The 19,343-nt window shown below is 73.5% G+C and carries 16 protein-coding genes; 8 read left to right on the top strand and 8 right to left on the bottom strand.

What is annotated here, in order from left to right:
- Positions 1 to 154: 154 nt before the first annotated feature.
- The 6 genes from ACIPPS_RS10190 to ACIPPS_RS10165 form a co-directional block, all read right to left on the bottom strand.
- Positions 155 to 949 (bottom strand): aldo/keto reductase, encoded by a 795-nt coding sequence (locus tag ACIPPS_RS10190; protein ID WP_401429576.1) that lies wholly within the window; start codon positions 947 to 949, stop codon positions 155 to 157.
- 227 nt (positions 950 to 1,176) lie between these two features.
- On the bottom strand, positions 1,177 to 1,926 hold the full coding sequence (locus ACIPPS_RS10185; RefSeq protein ID WP_401429139.1) for an ABC transporter ATP-binding protein: 750 nt from the start codon (positions 1,924 to 1,926) through the stop codon (positions 1,177 to 1,179).
- Complete coding sequence (locus ACIPPS_RS10180; protein ID WP_401429137.1) at positions 1,923 to 4,847, bottom strand: ATP-binding cassette domain-containing protein; 2,925 nt, start codon at positions 4,845 to 4,847, stop codon at positions 1,923 to 1,925. Before ACIPPS_RS10180 ends, ACIPPS_RS10185 begins: the two co-directional genes overlap by 4 nt.
- A 13-nt stretch (positions 4,848 to 4,860) precedes the next feature.
- Complete coding sequence (locus ACIPPS_RS10175; RefSeq protein ID WP_401429135.1) at positions 4,861 to 6,111, bottom strand: ABC transporter substrate-binding protein; 1,251 nt, start codon at positions 6,109 to 6,111, stop codon at positions 4,861 to 4,863.
- Positions 6,112 to 6,221: 110 nt separating this feature from the next.
- The gene (locus ACIPPS_RS10170; protein WP_401429133.1) at positions 6,222 to 8,051 is read right to left on the bottom strand and encodes an AMP-dependent synthetase/ligase; all 1,830 of its coding nucleotides are present in this window, start codon (positions 8,049 to 8,051) and stop codon (positions 6,222 to 6,224) included.
- A 466-nt stretch (positions 8,052 to 8,517) separates the two neighbouring features.
- Positions 8,518 to 9,384, bottom strand: coding sequence for a LysR substrate-binding domain-containing protein (locus ACIPPS_RS10165; protein ID WP_401429131.1), 867 nt, complete (start codon positions 9,382 to 9,384; stop codon positions 8,518 to 8,520).
- A gap of 117 nt (positions 9,385 to 9,501) precedes the next feature.
- Between ACIPPS_RS10165 and ACIPPS_RS10160 the strand changes: the two genes are divergently transcribed.
- The 4 genes from ACIPPS_RS10160 (at position 9,502) to ACIPPS_RS10145 (ending at position 13,514) form a co-directional block, all read left to right on the top strand.
- A complete protein-coding gene (locus ACIPPS_RS10160; protein WP_401429129.1) occupies positions 9,502 to 10,569 on the top strand; it encodes a bile acid:sodium symporter family protein in 1,068 nt (355 codons plus the stop codon).
- 178 nt (positions 10,570 to 10,747) lie between these two features.
- Positions 10,748 to 11,269: an isochorismatase family protein gene (locus tag ACIPPS_RS10155; RefSeq protein WP_401429127.1), complete on the top strand. Its 522-nt coding sequence runs from the start codon at positions 10,748 to 10,750 to the stop codon at positions 11,267 to 11,269.
- Positions 11,266 to 11,679 (top strand): (2Fe-2S) ferredoxin domain-containing protein, encoded by a 414-nt coding sequence (locus ACIPPS_RS10150; protein WP_401429125.1) that lies wholly within the window; start codon positions 11,266 to 11,268, stop codon positions 11,677 to 11,679. Before ACIPPS_RS10155 ends, ACIPPS_RS10150 begins: the two co-directional genes overlap by 4 nt.
- Before the next feature lie 317 nt (positions 11,680 to 11,996).
- The gene (locus tag ACIPPS_RS10145; protein ID WP_401429123.1) at positions 11,997 to 13,514 is read left to right on the top strand and encodes a SulP family inorganic anion transporter; all 1,518 of its coding nucleotides are present in this window, start codon (positions 11,997 to 11,999) and stop codon (positions 13,512 to 13,514) included.
- Positions 13,515 to 13,652: 138 nt separating this feature from the next.
- On the opposite strand, the gene ACIPPS_RS10140 is transcribed toward ACIPPS_RS10145, so the two are convergent.
- Positions 13,653 to 13,925, bottom strand: coding sequence for an ArsR/SmtB family transcription factor (locus ACIPPS_RS10140; protein WP_401429574.1), 273 nt, complete (start codon positions 13,923 to 13,925; stop codon positions 13,653 to 13,655).
- A 304-nt stretch (positions 13,926 to 14,229) separates the two neighbouring features.
- Here ACIPPS_RS10140 and ACIPPS_RS10135 point away from each other — a divergent pair, with 304 nt between their 5' ends.
- Complete coding sequence (locus ACIPPS_RS10135; protein ID WP_401429120.1) at positions 14,230 to 15,210, top strand: zinc-binding alcohol dehydrogenase family protein; 981 nt, start codon at positions 14,230 to 14,232, stop codon at positions 15,208 to 15,210.
- A gap of 174 nt (positions 15,211 to 15,384) precedes the next feature.
- On the opposite strand, the gene fdhD is transcribed toward ACIPPS_RS10135, so the two are convergent.
- Positions 15,385 to 16,233, bottom strand: a complete 849-nt coding sequence (gene fdhD / locus ACIPPS_RS10130) for a formate dehydrogenase accessory sulfurtransferase FdhD (protein ID WP_401429118.1) — start codon at positions 16,231 to 16,233, stop codon at positions 15,385 to 15,387.
- Positions 16,234 to 16,455: 222 nt separating this feature from the next.
- Here fdhD and ACIPPS_RS10125 point away from each other — a divergent pair, with 222 nt between their 5' ends.
- From ACIPPS_RS10125 to ACIPPS_RS10115, 3 genes are all read left to right on the top strand, one after another.
- Positions 16,456 to 17,418: a beta-ketoacyl-ACP synthase III gene (locus tag ACIPPS_RS10125; RefSeq protein ID WP_401429116.1), complete on the top strand. Its 963-nt coding sequence runs from the start codon at positions 16,456 to 16,458 to the stop codon at positions 17,416 to 17,418.
- 292 nt (positions 17,419 to 17,710) lie between these two features.
- Complete coding sequence (locus ACIPPS_RS10120) at positions 17,711 to 18,577, top strand: hypothetical protein (RefSeq protein ID WP_401429113.1); 867 nt, start codon at positions 17,711 to 17,713, stop codon at positions 18,575 to 18,577.
- A gap of 79 nt (positions 18,578 to 18,656) precedes the next feature.
- Positions 18,657 to 19,313 (top strand): class F sortase, encoded by a 657-nt coding sequence (locus ACIPPS_RS10115; RefSeq protein ID WP_401429111.1) that lies wholly within the window; start codon positions 18,657 to 18,659, stop codon positions 19,311 to 19,313.
- The last annotated feature ends 30 nt before the right edge of the window (positions 19,314 to 19,343 follow it).

Raw genomic sequence — 19,343 nt, 5'->3', positions numbered from 1 at the left:
CCGCCTGACTGTCTGACCGCCTGACCGCCTGAGCGTCTGACCGCCTGACCGCCTGAGCGTCTGACCGCCTGAGCGCCTGGCCGTCCACCTTCTGGTCGCACGACGCGGAAGGTGGGCGCCGGTCTTCCGGCGCCCACCTTCGTCTCGCGTCCGCTCAGGCGCCGACGTTGAACTCGGCCGGGTTCGGACCCAGCCGCCGGTTCTCGTCGAGGACCGCGATGGCCGCCATGTCCTCGTCGTCCAGCGTGAAGCCGAAGACGTCGATGTTCTCGCGGATACGGGACGGGGTCACCGACTTCGGGATGACCACGTTCCCCGTCTGAAGGTGCCAGCGCAGCACGACCTGGGCCGGGGTGCGGCCGTGCTTCTGCGCGACGGCGACGATCGCCGGAACGTCGAGGAGCCCCTTGCCCTGGCCCAGCGGCGACCAGGCCTCGGTCGCGATGCCGTGCCGGGCGTGCGCCTCGCGGGAGGCGTGCTGCTGCAGATGCGGGTGCAGCTCGATCTGGTTGACGGCGGGGACGACCGACGTCTCGCCGATCAGTCGCTCCAGGTGCTCCGGAAGGAAGTTGGAGACACCGATCGCCTTCGCCCGGCCGTCGGCCAGGATCTTCTCGAACGCCCGGTAGGTGTCGACATAGGCGTCCTTCGCCGGCACCGGCCAGTGGATCAGGTACAGATCCACGTAGTCGAGGCCCAGCTTCTCCAGGGAGGCGTCGAAGGCGCGCAGCGTCGAGTCGTGGCCCTGCTCGCTGTTCCACAGCTTGGTGGTGACGAACAGGTCCTCACGGGGAACGTCGGACGCGGCGATCGCCCGGCCGGTGCCCGTCTCGTTCTCGTAGATCGCGGCCGTGTCGATCGAGCGGTAGCCCGCCTCCAGGGCGGTCGACACCGCCCGGGTCGCCTCGTCGTCCGGCACCTGCCAGACACCGAAGCCGAGCTGCGGCATCTCGACGCCGTTGTTCAGGGTGAGGGAAGGGACCTTGTTGTCCGTGCTCACGTGCGGTCGATCCTTACGTGTCGGGGGGTGGTACTCGCGGCGTCAACACTCTCAGGGACGATCTCATTCCCCGAGACCGGGGTGTCGTGCGCACTCGGGCCCCCGGAGGCGGCTTGCCTGGGCACCGAAGCGCCCGGAGGCGGCTTTGCCTGGGCACCGAAGCGCCCGGAGGCGGCTCACCCGGTGGCCGCTCCGCCCGGCGCCGTGCCCAGGTACGCCTCCCGTACGGCCGGATCGGCCCGTACCTCGGCCGCCGTCCCCTCGGCGAGGACCCGGCCGAGGTCGAGCACGACGACCCGCGCGCACAGCTCCATCACGAAGGCCACGTTGTGCTCGACCAGCAGCACCGCGCAGTTCTCCTCGTCCGCCATGTGACGGATGACGGCGGCCAGTTGGCGTCGCTCCTCGGCGGTCGTCCCGGACGCGGGCTCGTCCAGCAGCAGGACCCGGGGCGGATCGGCGAGGGCCCGGGCGAGTTCGACCATGCGGGCCTGCCCGACGGGCAGGGCGCCCGCGTACGCGCCGGCGAGCGCGTCGAGCCCGCACTCGTGGAGCACGGCGGCCGCCCGCTCCCGGTGGCGTGCGCCCCGGCGCGGACCGCCCCGCCAGTCCTGGGCCACGACCAGGTTGTCCGTCACCGTCAACTGCCCGAAGAGCTGCTGGCGTTGAAAGGTGCGGCGGATGCCGTGCCGGGCCCGCCAGACGGGGGAGCGGCGGGTGATGTCCGCCCCCGCGTACGTGATCCCGCCGGCGTCCGGCCTGCGGATCCCGGACAGGACGTCGAAGAGCGTCGTCTTGCCGGCGCCGTTGGGCCCGATGAGGCCGCAGACCTCGCCCGGCCGGACGTCGAGAGTCACGTCGCGCAGGGCGTGGACGCCGCCGAAGCGGACGTCGATCCCGCTCGCACGGAGCATGGCGGCGGTCATCGGCGGACTCCCGTCCCCAGGTAGGCCTCGGCGAGCCGGTCCTGATCCACCTCGGACCTCGGCCCCGACCATGCGGTCTCGCCCTGGGCGAGGTACGCGACGGTGTCGGCGAGGGCGAGCACCTCGGCCGCCTTCTCCTCCACCAGGACCAGCGCGGTCCCGTGCGCGCGGAGCTCCGAGAGGAGGCGGAAGACCTCGTCCACCACCCGGGGCGCGAGACCGAGCGAGGGCTCGTCGGCGACCAGGACCTCCGGCGGGTGCTGGAGGAGCGGCGCGAGCGCGAGCAGCTGCTGCTCCCCGCCCGACAGGGATCCGGCGGCGACGGACCGGCGGGCGGCGAGCACCGGGAAGCGGGCGTAGACGGCGTCGCGGTCCTCGGCGGCCGGCAGGTGAAGGGCCAGGTTCTCCTCGATGGAGAGCCCGGCGAAGATCCCCCTCCCCTCGGGCGCGAGTCGCACGCCGCGCCGCGCCCGCGCGACGGCCGTGTCCCCGGTGGCGTCCTCGCCCCGGACGCGTACCAGTCCCTGGGCGGGCCGCAGCAGGCCCGCCGCCACGCGGCACAGCGTGGACTTCCCGGCCCCGTTGGGCCCGAGCAGCACGAGCGCCTCGCCCCCGCGCACCGCGAGATCCGCCCCGCGCAGCACGCCCGCACCCCCGTACCCGGCGTACACGCCCCGCAGTTCCAACGCGGGGGTGGTGGCGGTGGTGGCTGCGGGTCCGGAACCGGTCCCGGCCCCTGCGCCGGCCTCCGGCGCCCGCGCCCGCACCCGTACCGGCCCTGAGGCCTCATCCCGTACGGGTCCCGCGGCGTCCTCCCGTATCGGCCCCGCGATCTCCTCCCGTACGGGATCGGGTGCCTGCTCCGGAATCGCCCCGGCCGCTGACCCGGGCCCGCCCGGTCCGCCCGGTCCGCCCGGCACCCCCGCCACGCCCGGCACCCCCGCCACGCCCGGCACCCCCGCCACCCCCGGTCCGCCCGGCAGCGCAGCCTCCGCCTCCGCCGAGCCGGGCCGTCGTGCCGCCCGGGCCGCCCGCCGGGACGGCCAGGCCGCGCAGTAGCCGTCCGGGTCGTTCGCCAGGGCGAGGCCCGCGAGGCCGAAGAGGATCACCGGCAGGTGCGCGGACTCCGTCACGTACGTGGCCATCAGGTGCGGGACCACCGCGAAGACCAGGCCCGCCACCACCGCGAACTGCGGGCGCCGCACCCCCGCCGCGACCACGACGGCCAGCCACACCAGGCCCGTCATCGCCGTGAAGTCCGTCGCCGTGATCCGCGTGCTGTACGAGGCCAGCAGTACGCCGCCGAACCCCGCGAGCCCCGCCGACACCGTGAAGAGCAGAAGCTTCGTCCGTACCACCGAGACGCCCGACGCGGCGGCCGCCTCCGGCGCCGACCGCACCGCCAGGATCGCCCGGCCCCACCGGGAGCCGCGCAGCCAGGTCAGCAGGGCCACCACCGCTCCGCAGAGCAGCACGAGCGCGAGCCCGAGCGCCCGGTCGTCGCCCAGGTCCACCGGACCGACGACCGGGCGGGGGATCTCCCACCCGGTGTCGCCGTTGCGCAGCCATCCCAGCTGGAACAGCACCTGGTCCGCCAGGAACGCGAGGGCCAGCGTGGCGAGCGCGAGGGACCGTCCGCCGAGCCGGAGCGCGGGCAACGCCACCACCGCGCCGAGGAGCGCCGCCGCGACCGTGCCGATCGCCGCCGCCGCGACGAACGGCCAGCCGTGGCTCATCAGCAGCCCCGCGACCAGGGCGGCGCCGGTCACGAACGTCGCCTGGGCCAGCGAGACCATCGCCCCGAGACCGGTCACCACCGTGAACGACATGAACACGAGCCCGACGGCGAGCCCCTGGGCCAGGATCCCGCTCCAGAAGGGCGTCGTGACGGTGTAGAACGCCGTACCGAGCAGCGCGCCGCCCACCACCCACGCGCCCCAGCGGCGCCGCCGGCCCTTCCCGGCCAGATAGTCGACCGGCGGCGGGTCCGCCGCCGCCGTGCCCGCGGCCCGCCGTCGCCGCGCGAGCACGACGAGCCCGGCGAAGAGGATGAGGAAGGGCACGGCGGTGCGGAAGCCGGTGATGTCGTCGGCGAACGAGGAGTAGCCGGCCACCAGGTTCTGCAGCACCCCGAGCCCGAGCCCGCCCGCGAAGGCGAGCGGCACGGAGAGGAACCGCCCGAGCACCGCCGCCGTCGCCGAGACGAACAGGAACAGGGTGTAGTCGTGGGCCGACAACCCCAGGAGCGGGGTGGCGAGGACCCCGGCGAGCCCGGCGAGGCCCGAGGACAGCATCCAGGCGATCGAGGACAGCCGGTCCGCGCTGATGCCGCGCAGTTCGGTCAGCGAGCGGTTGTCGACGGCCGCACGCAGCAGCAGCCCGAGCCGGGTGTGCCGCATCAGCACCCACAGACCGGCGGCGGCGAGGGCCGTCGCGACCCAGGTGATGAGCTGGTCGGAGTCGATGCCGACGCTGTCCAGGAGCTGCCAGGACTCCGCCGGGCTCGGTCCGACGCCCGGCAGCCCGAACTGGTTCTCGGCGGGCAGGACCGGCGCCCCGGCCCGTTCCAGCAGCTCCACCGCCCACAGCCCGGCCGCCGGCAGGGCGACGAGCAGACCGATCGTCGCCACGATCTGCGCCGTCTCGCCGACACCCGCGAGCTTGCGGAACATCAGCCGGTCCAGTCCCCACCCGAGCCCGGGCGCGACCACGCACACCAGGAGCAGGGCGGTGGGGACGGCAGGCCAGCCGAAGCCGGAGTGGAGCTCGTAGAACGCCAGCGCGCAGAGATAGGCGGTGGCGCCGTGCGCGAAGTTGAAGAGCCCGGAGGCGGAGTACGAGAGTACGAGCCCGGTCGCGAGCAGCGCGTACAGCGCGCCCGAGACCAGCCCGCTCAGGACGAAGCCCAGCAGGTCACCCACGCGAACGCGCCCCTCAGCCGAACGGGATCGGCGGATAGCACCGGAACGGCACGGCCACCTCGTACCGCCCGTTCTTCAGCCGGACCAGCGCCCCGCAGCCGAAGCTCTCCTTCTGCCCCTTGGGCTCGGCGCGGTCACCGACCAGCGTGCCGGTGTCGGAGAACCCGTTCGCGGCCTGCTGGAACGACTCGACGGTGAGGTCCTTGCCCGCTTTCGCGGCGATGGCGAGGAAGAGGTCGGCGCTCATGTAGCCGGTGAGCATGTGCATGTTGAGCGGTACCTCCTTGCCACCTGCCGCCTTCCTGATGTCCTCCTTGAACCGGCGCATCGCCGGGCTGTCCGCCTCGAACGGCTGGAACTGCAGCAGGACGTGCACCCCGTCGAGCGCCTGCTTCGTCGCCTCCTTGGCGAGCAGCCCGGGGTCGTAGTCCGTCGGGTCGGAGATGACGCCCTTGTAGCCGGACCTCTTGAGCGCGGTGAACAGACCGATGTTGTACGGCGTCTGCATCACGGAGACGACGGCGTCGGGCGCGCGGCCGCCGGGGCCCGAGCGCAGGATCTCCTTGGTGTACGCCGACCAGTCGCTCGGCATCGAGGTCGCGGGCACCACGGCCTTGGCGTACGGGACCTGGAAGCCGGCCGCCCTGAAGCCCTGGGTGAAGGTGCGGATGCCGAACTTCCCGGCGTCGTTGTCGCCCGCGATGAGCGCGACCGACTTGCCCCGCGCGCCGCCGAGGACGGTGGCGAGGCCCTCGGGCCAGGTCTGGTTGAGGGTGCCGCCGGGCGTGGGGACGAGGCAGCCGTTGAAGCCGTAGATGTACGCGGGACCGCAGAACGAGGGGAGCGTGCCCCAGCCGACGGTCGGGACCTTCTGGCCGTTGAGGAAGTCGGCGCCCGCGAAGGTGACCGAACTCATGGGGGAGACCGCGAAGACCTTGTCCTGCTGGACGAGTTTGCGGGCCGCCGCGAGGTTCCTGGCCGGGTCCTGGCCGTCGTCCTCGGCGCCGAGGTAGTCGATCGTCCGGCCGTTGATCCCGCCTTCGGCGTTGGCCCGGTCGTAGCGGGCCCGGGCGCCGAGGTCGGTGTCCTTCTTGGAGTAGCCGCTCGCGGTGGTCATGGAGACGATGCCGCCGACCTTGATCGCGTCGGCGGTGACTCCGCGTACCGAGGAGGTGGTCGTACCGCCGCTGGACGAGGCGGAGTTGCAGGCGGTCACGAGGAGCAGCGTCAAGGTGGCGGCGATGGTGCGCAACGGTCGCGGCACGGGTGATCCCTCCGTCGGGTGCCCGCATTCTGTGACCGTGCTGATGAACCGTCAATAACTGATGCAGCGTCAATTGATGATGTGTCAGCCGGGTTTGAGGGCTGCTCCCGTCAGCCGTACAGCGCGTTGACCTCGGCCGCGTACGCCTGCTCGATCGCCTTCCGCTTCAGCTTCAGGGACGGGGTGAGCAGGCCGTGCTCCTCGCTGAACGGATGCGCCAGGATCCGGAACGTCCGGATGGACTCCGCCTGCGAGACGGAGGTGTTGGCCGCGACCACGGCCCGCCGGATCTCCGTCTCCAGGCTCGGGTCGCGCACCAGCTCGGCCGGCGGCAGCGGCGGACGGCCCTGCATCGCCAGCCAGTGCTCCACCGCTTCCTGATCCATCGTCACCAGAGCGGCGATGTACGGTCGGTCGTTGCCCACCACGATGCACTGGGCGATCAGCGGATGCGCCCGCACCCGCTCCTCCAGGCCGGCCGGCGACACGCTCTTGCCGCCGGAGGTCACCAGGATCTCCTTCTTCCGCCCGGTGATCGTCAGATAGCCGTCCTCGTCGAGCGCTCCGAGGTCCCCGGTCGCCAGCCAGCCGTCGTTCAGGACGGCGGCGGTCGCCTGCGGGTTGTTGAGGTACCCCGAGAAGACCTGGCCGCCGTACAGCCACACCTCTCCGTCCTCGGCGATGTGCACCGTCGTCCCCGGCACCGGCTGCCCGACCGTGCCGTACCTGACCCGCTCGGGCGGATTGGCGGTGGCCGCGGCCGAGGACTCCGTCAGGCCGTACCCCTCGAAGATCGTCACCCCGGCGCCCTCGAAGAAGAGCCCGAGCCGCCGGTCCATGCCCGAGCCGCCCGACATCGCGTGCCGGACCCGCCCGCCCATGGCCTCGCGGACCTTGCCGTACACGACCTTCTCGAAGAACTGGTGCTGCATCCGCAGCGCCGCCGAGGGGCCCGGGCCGAGCCCGAAGGCCTTGTGCTCCATCGCCTCGGCGTACTTGGCCGCCACGTCGACGGCCTTGTCGAAGGGGCCCAGCTTCCCTTCGCTCTCCGCCCGGCGGCGGGCGGCGTGGAAGACCTTCTCGAAGACGTACGGCACGGCCAGGATGAACGTCGGCCGGAAGGCGGCCAGGTCCGGCAGGAGCGCGGACGCCTGCAAGGCGGGCTGGTGGCCCAGCTTCACGCCGCTCTGGACGGCCGCCACCTCCACCATGCGCCCGAAGACATGGGCGAGCGGCAGGAAGAGCAGCGTCGAGGCCTCGTCGCCCGGCTTGGAGTGGAAGACCGGCTCCCAGCGGCCGGTCAGCATGTCCGTCTCGAACATGAGGTTGGAGTGCGTGATGACACAGCCCTTGGGGCGGCCCGTGGTGCCCGAGGTGTAGATGATCGTCGCCACGGACTCGGGCGTCACCGCCCGGCGGTGCCGCTGCACGATGTCCTCGTCGATCTCGCGGCCCGCCGCCGTCAGTTCGGCGACCGCGCCGGCGCCCGCGTCCAGCTGCCACAGCCGCTGGAGCAGGGGCAGCCGGTCGATCACCGAACCGATGGTCATCGCGTTGTCCTCGGACTCCACCACGCACGCCGTGACCTCGGCGTCGTGCAGCGTCCAGTAGACCTGATCGGCGGAGGCGGTCGGGTAGATCGGCACCGACTGGGCGCCGAGCGTCCAGAGCGCGAAGTCGAAGAGGGTCCACTCGTAGCGGGTCCTGGCCATGATGGCGACCCGGTCGCCGAACCGCACGCCGTGCGCGATCAGCCCCTTCGCGAGCGCGAGCACCTCGTCCCGGAACTGCGCCGACGTCACGTCACGCCACTGCCCGGTGGCGTCCTTGCGGCCGAGCGCCACATGGTCCGGGGTCTGCTCGGCACGGTCGAACACGGCGTCCGCCAGACCGCCGACCTGAGGCGCCGCCTCGATGGGCGGCACGGTGAACTCGCGCAATGACCTGCTCCTCGAACGCTCGCTGTCGCGCTCCGTACGGCGCGGGTGACGGTACCCCACCCGACTGGCGGGCGGGAGGGCCTTCACCAAGCCGGGACATTGGGTGTTGTCACAGGTCAGGAGAGTGGGGAGGGGTAAGTGGCGGGAGGTCGGGGGTGGTTACTGACCGGGGAGTAAGCAGGGTGGGCCGCAATCTCCACGGAATCTGTACCGGCCGCTCACGTTCATGCCTCCGGAGACCGGGGTCGGCGGCTGGAGGTACGCCTGACGGGTGGCCCGGGGATGGGGGTGGCCCTGGCCGGTGGCCGGTGGCGAACGGTCCTGGGTGGCCGGTGGCCGGTGGCGAAGGGTCCCGGGTGGCCGTGGCCGTGGCAGGTGGCCGGCGCCTGGCCGGTGGCCGGTGGCGAAGGGTCCCGGGTGGCCGTGGCAGGTGGCCGGCGCCTGGCCGGTGGCGCGAGGCCGTTGGTCAGCCGGGGCGGTGGAGTCGGACGCCTCCCGCCAGGATCGCGGCGGCCAGGGCGTCGGCCGCCTCCTGGGCCGGTCCCCGCGGGCGGCCCGTGCGCAGGACGAAGTCGACCTCGCCCAGGTCGGGCAGCCCCGCCCGCGCGGGCAGCTGGGTCAGGCCCGGCGGAACCAGCCCACGGGTGTGCGCCATCACGCCCAGACCGGCGCGGGCCGCCGCGATGTTGGCGCTCAGGCTGCTGCTCGTGCACGCGATCCGCCACGCCCGGCCGTGCGCCTCCAGGGCTTCGAGCGCCCGGGCGCGGGTGATGCCCGGCGGCGGGAAGACGATCAGCGGCACCGGCCGGTCCGGGTCGAGCCGCAGTTTCGGAGCGCCGATCCAGACGAGCGTGTCCCGCCAGACCGGCTCGCCCCCGCTCTCCTCGGCGCGCCGCTTCGCCAGGATCAGGTCGAGCCGGCCCGCCTCCAGACGGGTGTTGAGCGTCCCGGACAGCTCGACGGTCAGCTCCAGGTCCACCTCGGGATGCTCGCGCCGGAACGATTCCAGGATCTCCGGCAGCCGGGTCACCACGAAGTCCTCGGACGCGCCGAAGCGCAGCCGCCCGCGCAGCCGGGTCCCGGTGAAGAAGGCGGCGGCCCGCTCGTGTGCGCTCAGGATCGTCCGGGCGAAGCCGAGCATCGCCTCGCCGTCCTGCGTCAGCTCCACGCTGTGCGTGTCGCGGGTGAACAGCGGACGCCCCGTGGCGTCCTCCAGGCGCCGTACGTGCTGGCTCACGGTCGACTGGCGGACGCCGAGCCTACGGGCGGCCTGGGTGAAACTCAGCGTCTCGGCGACCGCGAGGAAGGTGCGGAGCTGGGCCGGATCGTACACAGCGCCACGTTATCGCGTCTCGTGATGACAGTCAGAGCGCTGTGCGGGATTCCCGATCGCCGTCGACCGGTCGCAGGATAGGGAGGCACGGTCCGTCGTCCGAGAGCAGTGGAGCACATGAGCCGCCGTACCACCCTCCTGCCGTCCGGGCCGCCGGTCGACCCGTACATCCTGGCGATCCTCGGCACGGTGGGCGTCGCGGCCCTGCTGCCCGCCTCCGGCGCCGCGGCGACGGTCGCCGACGGCGCGTCGACGGGCGTCATCGCGCTGCTGTTCTTCCTCTACGGCGCCCGGCTCTCCACCCGCGAGGCGCTGGACGGGCTACGTCACTGGCGGCTCCATGTCACCGTCCTCGCGGCCACCTTCGTCGTCTTCCCGCTCCTCGGACTCGCGGCGAAGGGACTGGTACCGGCCGTTCTCACGCCTCCGCTCTACAGCGGCCTCCTCTTCCTCTGCCTGGTGCCGTCCACCGTCCAGTCCTCGATCGCGTTCACCTCGATCGCCCGGGGCAACGTCCCGGCCGCGATCTGCGCGGGCTCCTTCTCCTCGCTCGCCGGGGTCGTGCTCACCCCGCTGCTCGCCGCGTTCCTGCTCGGCTCCACGGCGGGCGGGTTCTCCGCCGACTCGGTGACCCAGATCGTGCTCCAGCTGCTGGTGCCGTTCCTGGCGGGGCAGCTGCTGCGGCGCTGGGTCGGCGGGTTCGTGCGGCGGAACAAGAAGGTGCTGGGGTACGTCGACCGGGGCTCGATCCTGCTCGTCGTCTACACGGCCTTCAGCCACGGGATGGTCGCCGGCATCTGGCACCAGGTCACACCGGCGCGGCTCGGGCTCCTGCTCGCGGCCGAGGCGGTCCTGCTCGCCGTGATGCTGTCGCTCACCTGGTTCGGTGCGGCGCGGCTCGGCTTCGGCCGGGAGGACCGGATCGCGATCCAGTTCGCGGGCTCGAAGAAGAGCCTGGCGGCCGGGCTCCCGATGGCGAGCGTACTGTTCGGACCGCAGGCCGCGCTGGCGGTCCTGCCGCTGATGCTCTTCCACCAGATGCAGCTGCTGGTCTGCACGGTGATCGCGAAGCGCCGTGCACGGGACCCGGAGGCGGAGCCGACGCCGGAGTCCGCCCTTGAGCCGGGAACGCCGCTGGAGCCCGGCCCCGCGCCGGAGTCGGCGGCTACCGCCACTAGGCGCTGAGCGCGACGGGCACCCGGGCCGGCCCTCGACGGGCACCCGGGCCGGCCCTCGACGGGCACCCGAGGCGGAGCGTGACCGGCACCCCCCGGTGCGCTCGCCCGAGCGGCGCGACCGGGCCGTGGCGCGATCGCGCCCCCGCCCCCGCCGCGAAGATCAACCGGCCCGCTACCGTGCACCCATGCCCGCACTCGATCCCGGCCACAGCGCACTCGTCCTCGTCGACCTGATGGAACGCATCGTCGCGCTGCCCCTCGCTCCCCGTACCGGAACCGACGTCCTCACCGCCGCGACCCGGCTCGCCGCGACCTTCCGTGCGGCCGGCGCGCCCGTCGTGCACCTCAGGGTCGAGCGGCCGAACGTCGAGACCCAGCCGCCCGGCAGCGAGCTCGTCCCCTCCCTCGTCCACCCCGGCGACCACGTCGTCGTCAAGCGGACCATCGGTGGTTTCCAGGACACCGGGCTCCACGAACTCCTCGCCGCCCGCTCCGTCACCACCGTCGTCCTCGGCGGCATCGCCACCAACCTCGGTGTCGAGTCGACCGCCCGCGCCGCCTGCGACCTCGGCTACGAACCGGTCTTCGCCGAGGACGCCATGGCCGCGCTCACCGCCGACGAGCACCACGCCTCGGTGGCCCTGGACTTCCCGCGCCTCGGCACCGTCGCCCCCGTCGACGCGATCACCCTGGACGGCCCCGAGTGACGCCCGTCCCGATACGGTACGGCGCCCGGCCCTGCTCCCTGGTCGTCTGCCGGGGCTGCTGCTGCGGCGACGCGACCAAGAACCCGGGCGTCGACCACGACGGCCAGCTCGCCCGGCTCCGACGCGCGGCCGCGGAGTCCCGAGGCCGGCTGTCCGTCCGTACCAGCGACTGCCTCGGCCCCTGCGCGCAGGCCAACGTCGTCGTGGTCCAGCCCTCCACCGAGGGGCGCCGCCGGGGCGGGCGCGCCGCCTGGATCGGGTTCACCACGGACGACGACTGCCTCGACGACATCCTGGCCTGGACGGCCGCGGGCGGCCCCGGTGTCGCCGAACCCCCGGCCACGCTCGCGCTCCAGATGATCGACCCGCCCGCCGTGGCGGCGGCCCCCGAGCCCCGGCGCCGCCGCTGAGGCACCCGCCGCCGAGGTCGGTCGGGCGGGCGTACGGCAGGTGCCCGGTAGGCTGGTCGCTCGTGGTGGGCGTGGCGGGCAGCCGCCTCGCCCTCGCGCCCCCGCCGGGGCCGACGCAGCCCCCGGCGCACGCCGGTCCCGTGGCGAGGCCCCTCACGCAGTGCCGCTCCGGCCCGTCCCCTCCGCACCCCCCCGTACGACCCGGCGCCTTCGCGCCCTCTCCCTCCCGCCCCTCCCGCCCCTTCCGCCCCTTCCGTACGTCCCGGCCCGTCCGGCCTCCCGGCAGGCCGTGCCCGAGCACGACAGGTTCCCGTTCCTTGCCCTCCTCCGCTCCCGCTCCCGTCGCGTCACCGGCCGCGTCCCTCCGTGGACTGAAGCCCGACTGGCTGCGTGACCCGAAGGTCTGGCGCACCGAGATCCTGGCCGGTCTCGTCGTGGCCCTCGCGCTCGTCCCCGAGGCGATCGCGTTCTCGATCATCGCCGGCGTCGACCCCGCGCTCGGTCTGTTCGCCTCCTTCACCATGGCCGTGACGCTCTCGATCGTCGGCGGCCGGCGGGCGATGATCTCCGCGGCGACCGGCGCGGTGGCGCTCGTGATCGCACCGCTCAACCGCGAGCACGGACTCGGGTACCTGATCGCCGCCGTCATCCTGGCCGGGGTCTTCCAGATCGCCCTGGGCGCGCTGGGAGTGGCCAAGCTGATGCGGTTCATCCCGCGCTCGGTGATGGTCGGCTTCGTCAACGCGCTCTCCATCCTGGTCTTCATGGCCCAGATCCCCGAGATGCGCGACGTGCCCTGGGCCGTCTATCCGCTGGTCGTCGCCGGCCTGGCACTCATGGTGTTCTTCCCGAAGATCAGCACCGTCGTCCCGGCACCGCTGGTCTCCATCGGCATCCTGACCACGATCACCGTGGCGGCCGGGATCGCGGTGCCGACGGTCGGGGACAAGGGCGCCCTGCCGTCCGCCCTGCCCGTGCCGGGCCTGCCCGACGTGCCGTTCACCCTCGACACGCTGACGACGATCGCTCCGTACGCCTTCGCGATGGCGCTGGTCGGGCTGATGGAGTCGCTGATGACGGCGAAGCTGGTCGACGAGATCACCGACACCCACTCCGACAAGACCCGCGAATCCGTCGGCCAGGGCATCGCCAACATCGTCACCGGTTTCTTCGGCGGCATCGGCGGCTGCGCGGTGATCGGCCAGACGATGATCAACGTGAAGGTCTCCGGCGCCCGTACCCGCCTGTCGACGTTCCTGGCTGGCGTCTTCCTGATGCTGCTGTGCATCGTCTTCGGGCCGGTCGTCTCCGAGATCCCGATGGCCGCCCTGGTGGCCGTCATGATCATGGTGTGCGTCGCGACCTTCGACTGGCACTCCGTCGCCCCGAAGACCCTCCGTCGGATGCCCGCCGGAGAGATCACCGTCATGGTGATCACCGTCGTCGCCGTGGTCGCCACGCACAACCTCGCCGTCGGCGTCGTCGTCGGCTCGGTCACCGCCATGGTGATCTTCGCCAAGCGGGTCGCGCACCTCGCGGACGTCACCGCCGTCGCCGACGAGGGCGGCGGGAGGGTGGTCTACCGGGTCACCGGCGAGCTCTTCTTCGCCTCGTCCAACGACATCGTCGGCCGCTTCGACTACGCGGGCGACCCGGAGAAGGTGGTCATCGACCTCTCCGGGACCCATGTCTGGGACGCCTCCTCCGTCGCGGCGCTCGACGCCATCGAGACGAAGTACGCCCAGCGCGGCAAGACCGTCGAGATCACCGGCCTCAACGATCGCAGCGCCGCACTTCATGGCCGCCTGTCCGGCGAACTCACCGTCGGTCACTGAGCCGACGGCTGAGGGCCGACGGTCGACGACGGCAGACGGCCGACGGTCGACGACGGCTGACGGCTGACGGCCGACGGTCGACGACGGCTGACGGCCGACGACGGCTGACGGCTGACGGCCGTGGCCGGTGCGTGCGGTCTAGCGGGGATCCGTGCGCAGCACCAGCGCCAGCAGGCCGGGGAAGCGGGCGTCGAACTCCGTGCGCCGCAGTCGGTTGACCCGGCGCGGCCCCTCGTCGCGCTGCTCGACCAGGCCCGCCCCGCGCAGGACGGAGAAGTGGTGGCTCAGCGCCGCTTTCCCCACTGGTACGTCGAAGCTGCCGCAGCTCCGCGACCACTCGTCCGACCCCGCCAGCTCGCGGACGAGGGTGAGGCGTACCGGGTCGGCGAGAGCGGCGAGCGCCGCCTCCACCGGGACCTCGTCGGGGTGGGTGTGATCGGGGGCGCTGCGGTGTCCGGTCGTACGGCGACCCGTGGTGGGGGGCTCGTCCTTGGTGCGGGGCCCGCCGGGGGTGCGTGGCCCGCCGGGGGTGTGAGGCTCGCCCGTGGTGAGGGGCTCGCCCGTGGTGTGGGGGCCACTGGTGGCGCGCTGGGTCATGACCGCTCCCTCCCCTTCCGTGACGCTCGGGGGTCGGCACCGCTTGCCGACTGTTCGATGAAAACCATACACTCGCGAGTGTTCGCTTTTCATTGAACAGTCAAGCCAGGGGTGAGGCATGCGCGCGATCGAGTTCCAGGAGTACGGCGGTCCGGAGGTCCTGCGGCCGGTGGAGGCCGAGGTGCCCGAGCCGGGCCCCGGCCAGGTGAGCATCGACGTCGCCTACGCCGGGGTGAACTTCGCCGACCTGAAGGCGCGCGCGGAGGGCTACCGGGTTGCGACCCTGCCCTACCGCCCCGGCCTGGAGGCCTCGGGGCGGATCCGGGCGGTCGGCGCGGGCGTGCCGGGGCTGACCGTCGGGCAGCAGGTCACCGCGCTGACGGACGGCGGGGCGTACGCGGAGGTGGCCCTCGCCGACGCCACCACCGTCTTCCCGCTCCCGCCCGGTATCGACCTGCGTACGGCCGCGTCCCTGCCGACGGTCCTGCCCACGGCGTACGCCCTCGTCCACGCCGTGGGCCGGATCGCGCCCGGCGAGAGCGTCCTCGTCCAGGGCGCGGCGGGCGGAATCGGCACGGTCGTCGGCCAGCTGGCGAAGGCGGCCGGCGCGGGCGCGGTGTACGGCGTGGTCTCCTCCGAGGCGAAGGCGGCGCACGCCCGCGCCCACGGCTACGACGAGGTCTTCGTCGGCGACTTCGAGAAGGCGGTCCGGGACGCGACCGGCGGGCGCGGAGTCGACCTTGCCCTTGACCCCGTCGGCGGCGAGACGTTCCGAGCCGCCCTGGCCTCGCTCGCGGTCTTCGGCCGCCTGGTCTCCTTCGGCAACGCGAGCTCGGCCGAGCCGTGGCGCGTGGGCCAGCCGGAGCTCTACCCGACAGGTGTCTCCGTCGGCGGCTTCTCCGTCCTCACGCTGGCGAAGACCGCACCGGCCGAGCTGCGGGAGCTGACCGAGCGGGCGTTCGCGACGGTCGCCGACGGTACGGTCACGCTCCCGGTCACCGCCGAGTTCCCCCTCGCCGACGCGGCGGACGCGCATCGGCTGATGGGGACCCGGGCGAGCACGGGCAAGCTGCTGCTGGCCGTCACTCCCGGTCTCTGAGGCGAGCACTCCCGGGCCCCTCCGGCCTCTGAGGCGAGCACTCCCGGGCCCCTCCGGCCTCTGCGGCGAGGGCCCCCGGACTCCTCCGGCCTCTGCGGCGAGGACCCCCGGACTCCTCCGGCCTCTGCGGCGAGGGGCCCCGGGCCCGCCGCCGCGAGGCAGGGCGGCGGCCCGTCAGCTGTGTGAGGCCGCGGCCCCGAGGGCGATCCGGTGCTCGCCCGCGTACACGTTCATGTCCTGCCCGCGCAGGAAGCCGACCAGCGTCAGGCCCGTCTCGGCCGCCAGGTCGACGGCCAGGGAGGACGGCGCGGAGACGGCCGCGAGCACCGGGATGCCCGCCATCACCGCCTTCTGCGCCAGCTCGAACGAGGCCCGGCCGGAGACCAGCAGGACCGCCCGGGACAGCGGCAGCCGCCCGTCGCTCAGGGCCCGGCCGACCAGCTTGTCCACGGCGTTGTGCCGGCCGACGTCCTCCCGCACGTCGAGCAGCTCGCCGTCCTCCGAGAAGAGCGCCGCCGCGTGCAGCCCCCCGGTCCGGTCGAAGACCCGCTGCGCGGCCCTCAGCCGATCGGGCAGGAGGGCCAGGAGCTCGGGCGTCAGCCGGAGCGGGGGCGCGTCGGCGATCGGGAAGCGTGCCGTGGTCCGTACGGCGTCCAGGCTGGCCTTGCCGCACAACCCGCACGACGAGGTCGTGTACACGTTCCGCTCCAGGGTGATGTCCGGGACGGGCACCCCGGGCGCCAGCTGGACGTCCACCACGTTGTACGTGTTCGTGCCGTCGTCCTTGGCGCCCGCGCAATACACGATGTTCCGCACGTCCGACGCCGCGCCGAGCGCTCCCTCGCTGACCAGGAACCCGGCGGCCAGCGCGAAGTCGTCGCCGGGCGTGCGCATGGTGATCGCGAGCGGCCGGCCGTTCAGCCGGATCTCCAGCGGCTCCTCGGCCACCAGCGTGTCCGGGCGTTCGTTGACGGCCGTGCCCCGGATCCGGATGACGCGCCGTCGCTCGGTGACCCGTCCCATTGGCTCCACCCGATTCTGTACGTGCCGGAAGCCGAAACGGCCCTTGATAGAGAGGTTGCCATGGTTCACCGGGTCACGTGCGGTGAGGTGGCCCCGACGTCCGTTGTCACGGTCTCCCAACACCTACGGGCGAATCTTGGTGGTTTACGTGCCTGGTTACCGATGAGTCGCTGGTCAGGATGGGAGGTCCTGCTTCCACGTGAACCCAAGGGGGTCCCGAGCATGACGGGCACTCGTATCGCCGCGCTCGGGCACTACCAGCCCGCCAAGGTGCTCACCAACGCCGACCTGGCGGCGCTCGTCGACACCAGTGACGAGTGGATCACCAGCCGGGTCGGCATCAGGACCCGCCACATGGCCGGCCCCGACGAGCCGGTCGACGAACTCGCCGCACAAGCCGCCGGCAAGGCGCTCGCCACCGCCGGCCTCGCCGCCGCCGACATCGACCTGGTCCTCGTCGCGACCTCCACGGCGATCGACCGCTCGCCCAACACCGCGGCCCGCGTCGCGGCCCGGCTCGGCATGACCTCGCCCGCCACCATGGATCTCAACGTGGTCTGCGCGGGGTTCACCCACGCCCTCGCCACCGCCGACCACGCGATCAGGGCCGGTGCCGCCCGCCGCGCCCTGGTCATCGGCGCCGACAAGATGACCGAGGTCACCGACTGGACCGACCGCACGACGTGCGTCCTCGTCGGCGACGGGGCGGGCGCGGCGATCGTCGAGGCGGTACCGGAGGGTGCGGCCGGCCCGGCCGGCGAGCCCGGCATCGGCCCGGTGCTCTGGGGTTCCGTCCCGGAGATGGGGCACGCCGTCCGGATCGAGGGCACCCCGCCGCGCTTCGCGCAGGAGGGCCAGTCCGTCTACCGCTGGGCCACCCAGCAGCTGCCCGCCCTCGCCCGCCAGGTGTGCGAGCGCTCCGGGCTCGCGCCGGAGGACCTGGCCGGTGTCGTGCTGCACCAGGCCAACCTGCGGATCATCGAGCCCCTCGCCGCGAAGATCGGGGCGGTCAACGCGGTGGTGGCCCGGGACGTGGTCGAGTCCGGCAACACCTCGGCCGCCTCGATCCCGCTGGCCCTCGCCAAGCTGGTCGAACGCGGTGAGCTGCCGTCCGGGGCGCCGACCCTGCTCTTCGGCTTCGGCGGCAACCTCTCGTACGCGGGCCAGGTCGTCCGGGTCCCGTAGCGACCGGGGTCGCGATCCCGCCCCCGTACCTGCCGGTCGCCCGGCGGGGTCGACCGCCGCTGCCGCTGCCGCTGCCGCTGCCGCTGCCGCTGCCGCCGCTTCCGCCGGTACCGCACGCCGCCGGTGGCGCGGCAGCGCGGCGAGCGGTCCTGGAAGGACCGCCCACCCGTTCGGCGGGGCCCGGTGGCGAGCGCCTCGGGCCCGTCCTAGCTTCGGACAGGTCGAGGGTTGTCTCGTGCCGCACGCGGAACCGTCCGCCGGGCCCCTCGCGTGACCGGGAGGAACGACCGCCATGCGCGCGATACGCGGTGCCGTCACGGCCCTGCTCGCCACCGCAGCCCTCTGCCTGGCCGCGCCGACGGCCGGGGCGGCGGTCGACGACGACGCGTCGGGCGAGGGCGCGACGAGCGAGGGTGCGTCGAGGGACGGTGCGTCGAGCGACGGTGCGTCGAGCGAGGGCGCGGGCGCCGAGGTGGGCACCGGCCTTGTCGGCGCGGCGGAAGGCATCGGAGAGGGCGCGGCAGAGGGCATCGGCGAGGGCATCGGCGAAGGCATCGGAGAGGGCGCGGAAGAGGCCCTGGGGCAAGGCGTCGGACCGACCGCAGGAGACGCCACCGGCGCCGCCGCCGCGGACGCCACCGGAGCCGCCGCCGCGGACGGCACCGGAGCCGCCGCCGGAGACGGTACCGGCCACGGCATCACCTCCTTCGGCTTCTCCGTCACGCCGGAGACGGTCGCCCCCGGCGGGAAGGTCACGCTGAAGTCCGACGGCTGCGAGGTCCCCTCCGTGACCGTCACCTCCGGGGTCTTCGACTCCGTCACGCTCAGCGAGGGCCGCGCGGGCGCCGCCACGGTCGACGTCGACGCCAAGGTCGGCGCGGAGTACCAGGTGACCTTCGACTGCAAGGGCGAGAAGGGCACCGCCACCCTCACCGTCGCAGGTGGCTCCGGCCACTCCACGGGCGGCCACGAGTCCGGCGGCCTGGACAGCGGTGCCGTCGACACCGGCGCCCACAAAGGTGTCAAGGCCGGCTTCGGCGGCGGGACCGACGCCATGGGCGCACCCGAGGCCGTCATGGGCACCGCGCTGATCGCGGGCGCGATCGGCGGGGGCGGCGCCCTGCTGCTGCGCCGCCGCCGCGCCGACGGCCGCGCCTGAAACGGCTCCTCCGCCCTGGGGTGACGAGGTCCGGGGCGGAGGGGCGCCATCACGTACAGCGGAACCGGGAGCGCAGATCGTGCAGGGCTCGAACACGACGTCCAGGCGCGGCGCGTGGGGCGTCGTCGCCGTCGTCCTGCTCGTCGGCGTCCATCTCGTCCGGGGCGGTACGCAGGAGTGGAGCACCGCGGGCCCTCCTCAGCCGCTCGCCGCCGCGGCCCCGGGCCGCGCCGCCGCCCACGCCCCGGTGCGCGCCCCCGCTCCGCTGCCCGCCTCCCGTCCCACCCGCGTCCGCGTCCCCGCCCTCCGTGTCGACGCCCCCGTCACCGCCGTCGGACGCGACGCCGAGGGGTGGATCGACACGCCCCCGGCGGACGAGGCCGACCTCGCCGGCTGGTTCACCGGCGCGGTCACACCGGGGGAGAAGGGCACGGCGGTGGTCGTCGGCCATGTCGACACCCCCGAGGGCCGGGCCGTCTTCTACGAACTCGGGTCGCTGGCCAAGGGACAGCGCGTCGAGATCGTCCGCCAGGACGGCGGGACCGCCGTCTTCTCCGTGTACGGAGTCGAGGTCGTCCCGAAGGAGGGCTTCCCGGCCGAGCGGATCTACCGGGCGTCCCCGACCCCCGAGCTGCGCGTCCTGACCTGCGGCGGCGGCTTCTCCCGACAGCGGGGGTACGACGGCAACGTCGTCGTCTCCGCCCGTCTGGTCGACGTGCGCCACCCCGCCGCCTGACCCGCCCCCTGGCGGGGCCCCGCGACCCTG

The organism is Streptomyces sp. NPDC090127, from assembly GCF_044746945.1.
Lineage (GTDB): Bacteria > Actinomycetota > Actinomycetes > Streptomycetales > Streptomycetaceae > Streptomyces.
Note: the sequence above shows the minus strand (reverse complement) of the source record. Positions and strands in the feature narration are given on the sequence as shown.